The organism is Undibacterium sp. FT79W, assembly GCF_014284215.1.
In the GTDB taxonomy this organism is placed as follows: domain Bacteria; phylum Pseudomonadota; class Gammaproteobacteria; order Burkholderiales; family Burkholderiaceae_D; genus Undibacterium; species Undibacterium aquatile.
The window spans coordinates 175,277-188,319 of the sequence record NZ_JACOGB010000005.1; the positions used below are offsets into that span (position 1 = coordinate 175,277).

Here is a 13,043-nt window from a genome sequence, read left to right on the forward strand (position 1 = left end):
TTCCTCCGTGTATTACAAGCCACTTTCACTATCTTCTGTAACTCATTAATTTTATTCAGTTATTTGAATAAATTAACTTTCTCGATAGTTGCGCTAAGTCATTGACTTCATTAAAGAAACTGCTGTTTTTCTGAGTAATTTCACTTGACCATGTTGATAGCATCCTCTAAAGTGGGAAACAGTGTGAGAAAGTGTAATTTTGTGGGATAAATCCCCAATTTTCATTTATCTTCGCAAACTGAGTCATATCAATCCAAGTCCAGGTAAAAGGTAAAAGCGTGTTTCAGGGTCCATCCGCACTCAATCTCGATGCGAAAGGCAGAATGTCAATTCCTGCCCGCTATCGTGATGCCCTGAGCGAACAATACGAGGGCCACATCACCCTGACCCGCCATCCTGACGGGTGCCTGTTGCTGTTTCCGCGTCCGACCTGGGAATCTCATCGCGAGCAAATCGCCGCCTGGCCTATCCAGGCGCGTGACTGGAAGCGTATTTTTCTGGGAAATGCATATGACGTCGATATGGATAGTGCTGGCCGTATTTTGCTGGCACCAGAGTTGCGTAATGCCGTTGGTATTCAGCGTGACATCATGATGCTGGGCATGGGGAGCCATTTTGAAATATGGGATGCCGGTAAGCTTGCCGAAAATGAAGCCAACGCGAAAGCGGCTGGTGCTCCTGATGTACTAAACAATTTTACTTTCTGATCGCGGGCAATGACGATACAGCAGGCGACAGAATATACCCATACAACTGTGCTCTTGAATGAGGCAGTGGATGCACTCGGCATAGCCGGTGAACGGGCAAATGGTATCTACATTGATGGCACGTTCGGGCGAGGTGGGCATAGCCGCCTGATCCTGCAACAGCTCGGACCGAAAGGTCGTCTGATTGCTTTTGATAAAGATGCGCAGGCGATTGCCAGTGCAGCTGAAATCAGTGATCCCCGTTTTCATATTGTGCATGACAGTTTTGCTGCAATGACCGCAGCGCTCGAAGAACTCGGCGTCAGTAAAGTGGATGGTATCTTGATGGATCTGGGTATTTCATCACCGCAAGTGGATGACGCGAGCCGTGGTTTTAGTTTCCGCTCAGACGGTCCGCTTGATATGCGGATGGATACCAGTCGTGGCATGTCTGCTGCTGAATGGCTGGCAGTGGAAGAAGAAGAAAAAATCAGGGAGGTGATAAAAAATTATGGGGAAGAACGGTTTGCTTTTCAGATTGCAAAGGCGATTGTTGCTCGCCGGCAAACGGAGTCCATTACTGGAACCCGACAACTCGCCGAACTTGTCGCGCACGCCGTCAAAACTCGCGAGAAGGGCAAGGACCCGGCAACTCGCACCTTTCAGGCTATACGGATTTTCGTCAATAAGGAGCTTGAAGATCTCGAGATAGGGCTTGATGCTGCTTTTGCTGCGCTTTCTCCTTTCGGGCGGATGTCGGTGATCAGTTTTCATTCTCTTGAAGACCGGATAGTGAAGCAGTTTTTTGCTTCTAAAGTGAAACTTGAGCAGCCAGACCGGCGCTTGCCTATCCGTCACGTCGATTTACCGCAAGCACAAATGCGTTTGCTGAACCGGATTAAGCCTTCTGAAGCCGAGGTGGTTGCCAATCCTCGTGCGCGCTCGGCGATCTTGCGTATTGCTGAACGTTTGCCAGAGGTGCTGAAATGATCACGCGCGTGAACATTTTTCTGGCAATCGCATTGATCGCCTGTGCTTTGTCTCTGATTAATTCTCAGTATCAGGCTCGACGTTTGTTTATTGAGCTCGAGCGTGAGCAAAGTCTCAGCAAACAATATGAATTGCAATGGACACAATTGAAACTGGATCAATCCACTTTTGGTAAACACTCGCGCATTGAGGAAACCGCGAGCAAGGAACTGAATATGGTGCCGGTCACGCCGGCGCGTACCCAATATCTGAAAGCGGCGGAGCTGAAATGAGCCGTGCTGGGAACATGTCGCGCACAGCTGCTTCACGCGGTGTTTCATTTTCTTCCAATCCGGTGTTGGAAGTGAAATTGCCTATCTGGCGTTCCCGGCTGGTCTTGTTTTTATTATTCGGTGCTTTTTTTGCGCTGATCGCCCGTGCTTTGTGGTTGCAGGGAATGACGACGGATTTTTTGCAGAAGCAGGGAGCTAATCGATATGCCCGTACATTAGAGTTACCGGCAACGCGCGGAAAAATCACAGACCGGAATGGTCAGGTGCTGGCGTCATCGGTACCGGTAAAGGCGATATGGGCGATCCCCGATGATGTTCTGGAAGCGCCCAAAGATAAAATCCGACAACTCGCAGCCTTACTCGATATGAGTGAGGCTGAGTTACGTAAGAAACTCGATTCTGATCGTCAGTTTGTGTATCTGAAGCGGCAGGTAGAACCGCAGATATCCGACAAAATTCAGGCGCTTGCTATTCCTGGTGTTGAAACCCGCAAAGAGTACAAGCGTTTTTATCCAGAAGGTGAAGTCATGGCACACGTCGTCGGCTTCACGAATGTGGAAGATATCGGGCAGGAAGGAATTGAGCTCGCCTCGGAAAAAAATCTGGCAGGTAAAACGGGTAGCCGTCGCGTCATTAAAGACCGCCTTGGTCGCATCGTTGAAGATATTCGTGCTATTCGTGAACCACATGATGGCAAAGAGCTGACCTTGTCGCTTGATAGCAAGATTCAGTATATCGCTTACACCCATTTAAAAGATGCAGTAGAAAAACACAAGGCAAAAGCTGGCGGCGCCGTTGTGCTTGATGTACACACCGGAGAGGTTTTGGCTCTGGTGAATTTGCCCAGCTATAACCCGAACGACCGCTCGGTATTGACCGGTGCGCAGTTGCGTAATCGTGTTATTACCGATACGTTCGAGCCGGGTTCGACCATGAAGCCCTTCACCGTTGCACTGGCGCTTGAGACCGGACGGGTTACTCCGGATACCGTATTTCAGACCGCACCGGGTTATATGACGATAGGCCGGGATGTGATTCATGACGCCCATAAAGAATCTGTGCTGACCGTTGCGCAGATTATCCAGAAATCTTCAAATATCGGCGTCGCCAAAATGGCGTTACAAATGCCACCTAAGGAAATGTGGGAGTTGTTTACCACCTTAGGTTTTGGTCAGCAGCCGAAAATTGGTTTTCCCGGTGCCGTTGCCGGTCGTTTGCGTAATTATAAAAATTGGCGGCCCATCGAGCAGGCGACGATGAGTTACGGTCATGGCCTGTCGGTGTCCTTGCTGCAAATGGCGCGTGCGTATACGATTTTTGCGCGCAACGGCGACATGATACCGATCACATTTCAAAAAACTAGTGACGCTCCGGCAGCGCAGCGGGTGATTTCCGACAAAACAGCGCAGCAATTGCGCGTCATGATGGAGTCGGTAACACAGCCGGGTGGTACCGCAACGCAGGCACGTGTGCCCGGCTATCGCGTTGCGGGAAAAACCGGTACTGCACATAAGATAGAAGGTGGTCGCTACGTGAATAAATATGTCGGCGACTTTATTGGCTTTGCTCCGGTATCGAATCCACGAGTCATCGTTGCTGTGATGATTGATGAACCAAGCGCTGGCGGTCATTTTGGCGGTATCGTCGCTGCCCCGGTATTTGCTGCAATCACCGCGAACGTATTGCGCTCTATGAACGTGCCACCTGATTCATCTGTCACCAGCATCATTCCTGACAATAGCGTGCAGGAGAGCATGTAATGACCAATAAAAAAATATCCATTAACGAGATTGTTAACTGGCTGCGGCAAGTCGCACCTGACGCACAGTTGTGCTCAAATTCGGCAAAAATCATTATTGGCGATGTGTTTTTTGCCGCCCGCACGCATCATGGCGATGGCCGCAAATATATTCCTGATGCGCTTGCTCGTGGTGCAATTGCAGTTGTATATGACGTTGCGGATGGCGACACTTTCGTGTGGAATGAGAGTATTTCAGTCCCTCATTTTGCAGTGCCGGATTTATCGCAGCAACTCGGGTTGATCGCCAACGAGTGGTATGGAAATCCAGATCGGGCTATGTTCAGCGTCGCTGTGACCGGCACCAACGGTAAGACATCCTGCAGTCAGTGGCTGGCAAAAGCGCTGTCAATGGAAAAGTGTGACACCGCAGTGATAGGCACACTGGGTACCGGCATTTATCATCAGGGTGTATTAGGCCAGTTATCAGAAACGGGCTTTACAACGCCGGACGCAATCAGTTTGCAACGCGAGTTGTTTGTGATGCAGAAGAATGGTGCAGAGGCGCTGGCGATAGAAGCATCATCCATTGGTCTGGATCAGGGGCGGCTGAATGGCTTACATGTTGACGTCGCTTTATTCACTAATCTGACACGCGATCACCTAGATTATCACGGTGATATGGATGCCTATGCCGCCGCCAAACAACGCTTGTTTGACTGGAATAGTTTGACGACCGCCATCATCAATCTCGATGACGTGTTCGGGCTTAAACTTTTAGCGCATTTGCAGCAGGCACGGCCAGACGTGCGTTTGATGACTTACAGCCTAGAAAAATCAAGTTACGAAGGTACTGCTTTACTGAGCGCCAGTAATTTGAAAACAACGCATGCCGGAACCAGCTTTCATCTCGAATCGCCGTTTGGCTCCGGTCTGGTGAAAACACAACTGATAGGCCGGTTTAATGTCAGCAACATTCTTGGCGTCCTTGCTGCTCTGTTGAGTAAAGGAATTCCTTTGCCGAAAGCGTTGGCGCTGATAGAGAAATTACCGCCGGTGCCAGGTCGCATGCAATTAGCCGGTACTGCCGGACATGTAATGGTCGTGATTGATTACGCCCACACACCGGATGCCCTTGAAAAGACTCTTGAAGCTTTGCGCCTCGTCGCGGATGAGCGCGGTGGACAACTATGGTGTGTTTTTGGTTGTGGCGGTGATCGAGATCCGGGCAAGCGTCCACAGATGGGACGGATATCGGAGCAAGCGGATCACGTGATTGTCACCAGCGACAATCCGCGCAGCGAAGATCCCGCTCATATCATCGGGCAGATTGTGGCAGAGATGAGTAAAACTCCCCACATCATCGAAGACCGGGCAAACGCAATTTTGTACGCAATTAAACACGCTGGTGATCAGGATGTGGTGCTGCTGGCAGGCAAAGGGCATGAAACCTATCAGGATATCAATGGTAAGAAATGGCCATTTTCAGATGAAGAACATGCTGCGCTTGCGCTGGCAACCGTGGCAACCAGCGGCAACATGAAGAGAGGTAGCTGATGCATTTTACTCTTCAACAATTGCAGCCAGTGCTGACATCCGCGACCATGAAAGCGGACGCAGCGGTCACAGGTTTAACCACCGACAGCCGCAAAATTAAGGCGGGGGATTTGTTTGTTGCCTTGCGTGGTGAAAATTTTGATGCCCATGATTTCCTCGCGCAGGTTGCCATTTCAGGCGCAGTCGCCGTTGTGGCAGAACGGATACCGGAACATTTTGCATTACCTGCACTGATCGTGCCGGATTCCAAACTGGCATTAGCTGAGATCGGCCGATACTGGCGGCAACAGTTTATGTTGCCTGTCGTCGGGGTGACTGGCAGTAACGGTAAAACTACCGTTAAAGAAATGATTTCATCGATTCTGAGCGTGGCTTTTGGTGTCGAATGTCGTTTAGCGACCAGCGGCAATCTGAACAATGAAATCGGCGTACCGCTGACTATCCTTGGTCTCAACCCATCGCACCGGGCAGCAGTGATAGAAATGGGTATGAATCATCCCGGGGAAATTGCCTTGCTGGCCTCAGTTGCTTTATCGACAGTCGTCTTAGTTAATAACGCCCAGCGTGAACATCAGGAGTTTATGCAGACGGTGAAAGCTGTTGCTGAAGAAAATGGTGCAGCTATAAGAGCGCTGCCAGATGACGGTGTTGCTGTTATTCCTGCGGAGGATGAATATTGTTCTTTGTGGCAGCAATATGCGGCGGAACGCGGACAACGTAAAGTTATTCGCTTTGGATTAAACAGCGATGCCGAAGTCCATGCCAGTTTTGTGGCGACCCCATTCGGTAGTGAAGTCAACATGCATATAGCAGGCCGCTCGTCTGAGGTTCATTTGCAGGCAGCCGGTCAGCACAATGTATTGAATGCGCTCGCCGCCGCCGCGTGCTGCCACGCGATAGGAATTTCTGACGAATTAATCGTTGCTGGCCTGGAGAATTTCAGCCCGGTGAATGGCCGTTTGCAGCGTAAGCAAGCCAGCTGTGGCGCGATGGTGATTGACGATACCTACAATGCCAATCCGGATTCTGTACGTGCTGCAATCGATGTGCTGACGCAGATCGGCGGCGCTACTGTTCTGGTACTGGGTGACATGGGTGAAGTGGGCGAAAACGGCGCTCAGTTTCATAAAGAGATCGGCGAATATGCCAAAGCTCAGGGTATTACAGAGCTGTATTTACTTGGTGATCTGGTCGCCCATACGGCAACGGCATATGCCGGGGCACACTATTTCACCGATATACAGAATTTATTCAGGGCCTTAGACAACAGTATTCATCAGGAAAAGACAGTACTGGTCAAAGGCTCACGTTTCATGAAAATGGAACGCGTTGTCAGCCATTTGTTGGCGGCGGATGACGGCACTTCAACACAACAAAAAATAACAGGAACTCATTAGCATGTTGCTCTGGTTGGCAGAAATTTTTAAACAGGATCTGGGGCTGCTACGCGTCTTCGGTTTTATCACGTTCCGCGCAGTATTTGCGACCATGACCGCGTTGGCGATCGGCATTTTTGCCGGGCCAGCGGTGATCCGTATGTTGACTCGCCTGAAAGTCGGTCAGGCCGTGCGTTCGTATGGCATGGAAACGCATCTGGTGAAGTCTGGTACACCAACTATGGGAGGTGTACTCATTTTGATTTCGATTGCGGTGTCCACGCTGCTGTGGTCTGACTTGAGTAACCGCTTCATCTGGGTCGTGTTGATCGTGACTCTGGGTTACGGTGCGGTCGGTTGGGTTGATGATTATCGCAAGGTTGTTTACAAAGACCCGGAAGGCATGCGTTCGCGCGAAAAATATTTCTGGCAATCATTGATCGGTATTGCTGCTGCGTTTTATCTCGCGTTTTCGGTATCGGCACCAAGTAACTCCAAAATTCTCGAATTGCTGTTTGCGTGGGTGCAATCGGGTTTCAGTATGGATTTACCGCCGAAGGCAGATTTGATTGTGCCGTTTTTTAAATCGATCAGCTATCCACTCGGCGTCTGGGGCTTTATCGCACTCACGTATTGCGTGATTGTCGGCACCAGTAATGCAGTGAATTTCACGGATGGACTCGATGGTCTTGCCATCATGCCCGTGATTATGGTCGGTACAGCATTAGGTTTGTTCGCCTATTTGTCCGGACATATCGGTTACTCGAAATATTTATTGATTCCGCATATTCCGGGAGCCGGTGAATTGCTGATTTTCTGCGGCGCGATGACCGGTGCCGGTCTCGCATTCCTGTGGTTTAACGCTCACCCGGCGCAGGTGTTTATGGGCGACGTCGGCGCATTGGCGCTGGGTGGTGCGCTCGGCACGCTGGCGGTAATCGTCAGACAGGAAATCGTTTTGTTCATTATGGGCGGTATTTTTGTCGCGGAAACACTGTCGATTATCTTGCAAGTGTCTTACTTTAAATTTACTAAAAAACGATTTGGTGAGGGCCGCCGTTTATTTTTGATGGCACCTCTGCATCATCATTTTGAGAAAAAAGGTTGGAAGGAAACGCAGGTGGTCGTGCGTTTCTGGATCATCACGATGTTGCTGGTATTGGTTGGCTTATCTTCACTGAAGTTACGTTGAAGTCTGGTTTTGTTATTTTCTGGCAGAAGTAAGGGTTTATGAATTTTTCTGAAAAACACGTATTAGTCCTGGGACTGGGAGAATCCGGTCTCGCAATGGCGCGCTGGTTGTTGCGTGCCGGGGCTCGTCTGCGTGTTGCGGATACCCGCTCTGCGCCGGAACGTTTAACGGCGTTACGTGCTTTGAACGATCAGATTGAATTCATTGCCGGTGAGTTTTCTGCAGAATTGCTGAACGATATAGATTTTGTGGCAGTCAGCCCCGGCCTTGCTCCCGCGCGCGAACTGCGTGACATCATTCCGGCTGCAGCTGCGCAGAATATCCCGCTGTGGGGCGAGATCGAGTTATTCGCGCAAGCCCTGTTGAGTCTGAAAGAAGAGCGTGCGTATCAGCCGAAAGTGATTGCGATTACCGGCACGAATGGTAAAACTACAGTGACCAGTCTGGTTGGCTTATTGTGCGAACGCGCTGGCTTATCAACCCGTGTCGCTGGCAATATCAGTCCGGCAGTTCTTGATGTCTTGTACGAAGTGATGGAACAAGACGTTCTGCCACAAGTATGGGTGCTGGAATTATCCAGTTTTCAGTTGCACACGACATTCAGTCTGAATGCGGATGTGGCGACCGTGCTTAATATCACCCAGGATCACCTCGACTGGCATGGCAGCATGCAAGCCTATTGCGCTGATAAAGCGCGGATTTTCGGTGAGACAACGATACAAGTCCTGAATCGTGACGACGCTTTGGTGATGTCGATGTTGAAGCCACAGGCGGCGGTAATCAGTTTTGGTGTTGATGCGCCGGAGCATATCGGTGATCTTGGTCTGTTGAATGAACATGGCATGGGCTGGTTGGCGGTCGCTGTTGCGGCGGAAGATGTACCCGTCGTCACCGGTCGTCGGAAGAAAAAAGAAGCAGAAGAAATTCCGTGCATGATCACGCGACTGATGCCAACGGATGCTTTGCAGATTCGTGGGCAGCATAATGCCGCGAATGCGCTTGCCGCGCTGGCATTGTGTCGTGGTATTGGTCTTTCATTTGCGCCTTTGCTGCACGGTTTACGTGAGTATAAGGGCGAGCCGCACCGGGTTGAGCTCATCAATAGTGTTGGCGGTGTTGATTACATCGATGACAGTAAAGGAACGAATGTCGGTGCAACTGTCGCCGCCTTAAAAGGCTTGGGACAGCAGGCTGAAGGATTCGACAAACGCATTATTCTGATTGCGGGTGGCGAGGGCAAGGGACAGGACTTTTCTCCATTGGCAGATGTGGTCGGACGATATGCGAAGAGTGTATTGCTGATCGGTAAAGCGAAGGACGAGATTCGTCAGGTGATTTCTACTACGCAGGTCGAGACTCAGGAACTTAACAGCCTGGAGCTTGCGGTGCAGGCGGCGGCAGATATTGCAAAAGAGGGCGATATTGTTCTGCTGTCCCCTGCTTGTGCGAGTCTGGACATGTTCCGTAACTATGCGCACCGGTCCGAGGTCTTTGCTGATGCTGTGCGTGAAGTAGCATTGTCACGCGGGGAGATTTGCTGATGAAGCAATTGCTCCTGCCAATACAGCGATGGCTGCCATTTTCGGCTCCGGGTCCGGAGACGCAACTGGTGAACCGCTCGAAAATGATGAACTACGATCAGCCATTGGTATGGGTCACCATGATCCTGATGTTATTCGGCATGGTCATGGTGTATTCGGCATCGATCTCTCTGCCAGACTCACCTAAATATGCGAGCTATAAAAATTCGCATTTTCTGGTGCGCCAGGCGATGTTTGTATTGGTCTCGATTATCGCAGCTGCACTGGTATTTCGTATGCCGGTATTGACCTGGCAAAAACTGGCACCGTATTTGTTCGTCTTCACGTTGATTTTGCTGGTCGCGGTACTGATCCCTGGACTTGGTAAGGGTGTGAATGGCGCGAAACGCTGGCTTTCATTCAAGGTATTTAATTTGCAGCCATCCGAGTTCATGAAGTTATTCATGGTGCTGTATGCCGCTGACTATACGGTGCGTAAACAAGAATATATGCACAAGCTGACCAAAGGCTTCGTTCCTATGCTGGCAGCTGTGGGCGTCGTGGGATTGTTGCTGCTGCTGGAGCCCGATCTTGGCGCTTTCGGTGTGATTGTCTGTATTGCGATGGGCATACTTTTTCTGGGCGGGATTAATGGCATCTGGTTCGGTGGTATTGCCGCAACGCTGGTGGGTATTTTTACGATGGTTATTTTGCTGTCGCCGTGGCGCCGCGAACGTATCTTTGCGTACCTGAGTCCGTTTGACGATGATCATGCGCTTGGCAAAGCGTATCAATTGACGCATTCGCTGATTGCGTTCGGGCGCGGCGAGTTGTTTGGTGTCGGCTTGGGTGCCAGCGTTGAAAAATTACATTATCTGCCGGAGGCACATACGGATTTTCTGTTGGCCGTGATCGGTGAAGAGCTGGGTTTCGTCGGTGTGACTGTCGTCGTTTTATTGTTTTATTGGATCATCAAACGCGCATTTGAAATTGGCAGACAAGCGATCGCGCTGGATCAGACTTTCGCCGGTCTGACCGCGAAGGGAATCGGCATCTGGATTGGTGTACAGGCGTTTATCAATATGGGTGTGAATCTCGGGTTGCTGCCAACCAAAGGTCTGACTTTGCCGTTGATGAGCTATGGTGGTTCTGGTGTGTTAATTAATTGTGTGGGGCTGGCTATTTTGCTGCGGGTCGATTATGAAAATCGTGTTTTGATGCGTGGAGGCCGCTTATGACTTCAGTCGCTTCGAAAAAACTCATGATTATGGCCGCGGGTACTGGTGGTCATATTTTCCCGGGGCTGGCAATTGCAGAATTGATGCGGGAACGCGGCTGGGAAGTGTCCTGGCTCGGAACCATGACGGGCATGGAGTGCCAGATTGTGCCTAAGCATCAGATTTCTATGGATAGCCTGGACTTCACCGGTTTGCGAGGTAAAGGCTGGAAACACAGCGTGACCGGGGCTTTCAAACTGATCGCCAGTTTTTTTCATTGCGCACGCATTTTCAGTCAGCGTCGCCCTGATGTTGTGCTTGGTATGGGCGGCTATGTGACGGTACCAGGCGGTGTTGTCGCGGCCTTGCGTGGTACGCCGTTGGTACTGATGAATGCCGATGCCGCATTGTTGTTGTCGAATAAAGCGTTGAAACCATTTGCCAGCAAACTGTTATTTGGACTGCCGTCTGAGAGTTTATCCGTAGATCAAAAAATCGCTTTGACCGGTAATCCTGTGCGTCAGGAAATTACGGCTTTGCCTGCACCCGCAACGCGTTATGCGCAGCGTACAGGTACTTTACGTATTCTGGTTGTCGGCGGTAGCCTTGGCGCAAAAGTGTTGAATGATTGCCTGCCAAAAGCACTGGCATTGATTCCGGAAGCGCAGCGTCCGACGTTAACTCATCAGTCAGGCAAACAAAATATTGATGCTTTGCGGGCGAATTACGCGCAAGCCGGCGTGCAGGCCGAGATACGCGATTTCATCGACGACATGCCGCAGCGTTATGCTGAGGCAGATCTGGTGATTTGCCGCGCTGGTGCCATTACGGTATCGGAGTTAACTGCAGCAGGTGTTGCCAGCATACTCGTACCTTTTATGGCTTCCAGTACGTCGCATCAAAAGGAAAATGCCACCTGGATGGCACAGCAGCAGGCCGCAGTTTATCTGCCTCAGTCGGAGCTGACACCGGCGCTGTTGGCTGAAAAATTACAGGCGCTTGATCGCCACCAATGTTTGCAGATGGCAGAGAAAGCGTATGCACTCGGTCAACGCGAAGCAAATGCAAACATTGCAAAAATTCTGGAAGCATTAGCATGAAGCATAAAGTTAAACATATTCATTTTGTCGGTATTGGCGGCTCAGGCATGAGCGGTATCGCCGAGGTCTTACTCAATCTCGGATACACCATTTCAGGTTCAGATCTGAGTAGCAACTCTGCGTCGCAGCGTCTCGCGAGCCTCGGTGCTGACGTGAAGATCGGGCATGCGGCGGAAAATATTGCAGGTGCAGATGCGGTTGTGACATCAACGGCAGTGAAAGCAGATAACCCCGAAGTGATCGCTGCCAGAGCGAAGCACATTCCTATCGTGCCACGCGCTCTGATGTTGGCCGAGCTGATGCGTCTGAAGAGCGGCATTGCGATTGCCGGCACACATGGCAAGACAACGACGACCAGTCTGGTGGCGAGCGTGTTGGCGCAAGGTGGTTTTGATCCTACGTTTGTGATTGGCGGACGCCTTAACAGTGCTGGTGCCAATGCTAAATTAGGAAGTGGCGATTTCATCGTTGCCGAGGCGGATGAGTCGGATGCTTCATTTCTGAATCTGTTGCCTGTGATAGAAGTCATCACGAATATCGATGCCGATCACATGGAAACCTATGGACATGATTTTGCGCGACTGAAACAGGCATTCATTGAATTCACGCAGCGCTTGCCATTTTATGGCGTTGCTGTGTTGTGCGTGGATGATTCGAATGTACGTGAAATCATGCCGTTTATCTCTAAGCCTGTCGTCACTTACGGTTTTCGGGAAGATGCAGATGTCCGCGCGATTGACGCGATTGCTGCCGATGGCAAGATGCATTTCACCGTGGTGCAGGACGGCTATGCTGATATGCGAGTGAGTTTAAATCAGCCTGGTATGCATAATGTGCAGAACGCCTGCGCCGCGATTGCGATCGCGCGTGAAGTCGGCGTCGCAGATGAAGCGACACAAAAAGCATTGAGCGAATTCAATGGTGTGGGTCGTCGCTTTACCCGCTATGGTGAAATTGCTCTGGCCGGTGGCGGCAGTTTCGCACTGGTAGATGATTATGGTCATCATCCTGTCGAAATGGCGGCAACTCTGGCGGCCGCACGTGGCGCTTATCCGGGGCGTCGTTTAGTCCTGGCATTTCAGCCGCACCGCTATACCCGGACACGGGATTTGTTTGAAGATTTTGTCAAAGTCATTTCTACAGCTGACGCTGCCGTGCTGGCGGAAGTGTATGCCGCAGGCGAAGCGCCGATACTCGCCGCTGACGGACGTTCACTGGCACGCGCCTTGCGGGTGATGGGAAAAATAGAGCCGGTATTTGTTGAGGAAATACAAGAGATGCCGGAAAGCTTGTTACACGTCCTAAAAGATGGTGACGTGTTGATTGTGATGGGTGCAGGATCTATCAGTGCAGTGCCGGCAAAACTGGCACAGGCAAAATAAATGAAGTGATACA

Annotated in this window: 11 protein-coding genes; all 11 read left to right on the forward strand. The window is 50.7% G+C overall.

Features of this window, described 5'->3' with window-relative positions; genetic code table 11:
* Window positions 1-278 precede the first annotated feature (278 nt).
* The 11 genes from mraZ to murC all read left to right on the forward strand — a co-directional run bounded on the left by mraZ (window position 279) and on the right by murC (window position 13,030).
* Window positions 279-707 carry a division/cell wall cluster transcriptional repressor MraZ gene (gene mraZ / locus H8K38_RS10450; protein ID WP_186884771.1) on the forward strand — a complete coding sequence of 143 codons (429 nt, stop codon included), beginning with the start codon at window positions 279-281 and terminating at the stop codon, window positions 705-707.
* Window positions 708-716: 9 nt separating this feature from the next.
* Complete coding sequence (gene rsmH, locus H8K38_RS10455; protein ID WP_186884772.1) at window positions 717-1,676, forward strand: 16S rRNA (cytosine(1402)-N(4))-methyltransferase RsmH; 960 nt, start codon at window positions 717-719, stop codon at window positions 1,674-1,676.
* Window positions 1,673-1,948 (forward strand): cell division protein FtsL, encoded by a 276-nt coding sequence (ftsL, locus tag H8K38_RS10460; RefSeq protein WP_186884773.1) that lies wholly within the window; start codon window positions 1,673-1,675, stop codon window positions 1,946-1,948. Before rsmH ends, ftsL begins: the two co-directional genes overlap by 4 nt.
* Complete coding sequence (locus H8K38_RS10465; protein ID WP_186884774.1) at window positions 1,945-3,708, forward strand: penicillin-binding protein 2; 1,764 nt, start codon at window positions 1,945-1,947, stop codon at window positions 3,706-3,708. Before ftsL ends, H8K38_RS10465 begins: the two co-directional genes overlap by 4 nt.
* Entirely contained in the window at window positions 3,708-5,243 is a 1,536-nt protein-coding gene (locus H8K38_RS10470; protein WP_186884775.1) for a UDP-N-acetylmuramoyl-L-alanyl-D-glutamate--2,6-diaminopimelate ligase, read from the forward strand. Before H8K38_RS10465 ends, H8K38_RS10470 begins: the two co-directional genes overlap by 1 nt.
* Window positions 5,243-6,640 carry a UDP-N-acetylmuramoyl-tripeptide--D-alanyl-D-alanine ligase gene (gene murF, locus H8K38_RS10475; protein WP_186884776.1) on the forward strand — a complete coding sequence of 466 codons (1,398 nt, stop codon included), beginning with the start codon at window positions 5,243-5,245 and terminating at the stop codon, window positions 6,638-6,640. Before H8K38_RS10470 ends, murF begins: the two co-directional genes overlap by 1 nt.
* 1 nt (window position 6,641) lies before the next feature.
* Entirely contained in the window at window positions 6,642-7,811 is a 1,170-nt protein-coding gene (gene mraY, locus H8K38_RS10480; RefSeq protein WP_186884777.1) for a phospho-N-acetylmuramoyl-pentapeptide-transferase, read from the forward strand.
* 38 nt (window positions 7,812-7,849) lie between these two features.
* Window positions 7,850-9,352: a UDP-N-acetylmuramoyl-L-alanine--D-glutamate ligase gene (gene murD, locus H8K38_RS10485; protein ID WP_186884778.1), complete on the forward strand. Its 1,503-nt coding sequence runs from the start codon at window positions 7,850-7,852 to the stop codon at window positions 9,350-9,352.
* A gap of 83 nt (window positions 9,353-9,435) precedes the next feature.
* On the forward strand, window positions 9,436-10,569 hold the full coding sequence (gene ftsW, locus H8K38_RS10490) for a putative lipid II flippase FtsW (RefSeq protein ID WP_223826840.1): 1,134 nt from the start codon (window positions 9,436-9,438) through the stop codon (window positions 10,567-10,569).
* Window positions 10,566-11,648, forward strand: a complete 1,083-nt coding sequence (gene murG, locus H8K38_RS10495; protein ID WP_186884780.1) for an undecaprenyldiphospho-muramoylpentapeptide beta-N-acetylglucosaminyltransferase — start codon at window positions 10,566-10,568, stop codon at window positions 11,646-11,648. The genes ftsW and murG overlap by 4 nt, the downstream gene beginning before the upstream one ends.
* Window positions 11,645-13,030, forward strand: a complete 1,386-nt coding sequence (gene murC / locus H8K38_RS10500; RefSeq protein WP_186884781.1) for a UDP-N-acetylmuramate--L-alanine ligase — start codon at window positions 11,645-11,647, stop codon at window positions 13,028-13,030. Before murG ends, murC begins: the two co-directional genes overlap by 4 nt.
* Window positions 13,031-13,043 lie beyond the last annotated feature (13 nt).

Bases quoted from the DNA above. Each gene is read 5' to 3' on its own strand.
- rsmH (WP_186884772.1), top strand. From the start codon at position 717: ATGACGATACAGCAGGCGACAGAATATACCCATACAACTGTGCTCTTG.
- ftsL (WP_186884773.1), top strand. From the start codon at position 1,673: ATGATCACGCGCGTGAACATTTTTCTGGCAATCGCATTGATCGCCTGT.
- H8K38_RS10465 (WP_186884774.1), top strand. From the start codon at position 1,945: ATGAGCCGTGCTGGGAACATGTCGCGCACAGCTGCTTCACGCGGTGTT.
- H8K38_RS10470 (WP_186884775.1), top strand. From the start codon at position 3,708: ATGACCAATAAAAAAATATCCATTAACGAGATTGTTAACTGGCTGCGG.
- murF (WP_186884776.1), top strand. From the start codon at position 5,243: ATGCATTTTACTCTTCAACAATTGCAGCCAGTGCTGACATCCGCGACC.
- mraY (WP_186884777.1), top strand. From the start codon at position 6,642: ATGTTGCTCTGGTTGGCAGAAATTTTTAAACAGGATCTGGGGCTGCTA.
- murD (WP_186884778.1), top strand. From the start codon at position 7,850: ATGAATTTTTCTGAAAAACACGTATTAGTCCTGGGACTGGGAGAATCC.
- ftsW (WP_223826840.1), top strand. From the start codon at position 9,436: ATGATGAACTACGATCAGCCATTGGTATGGGTCACCATGATCCTGATG.
- murG (WP_186884780.1), top strand. From the start codon at position 10,566: ATGACTTCAGTCGCTTCGAAAAAACTCATGATTATGGCCGCGGGTACT.
- murC (WP_186884781.1), top strand. From the start codon at position 11,645: ATGAAGCATAAAGTTAAACATATTCATTTTGTCGGTATTGGCGGCTCA.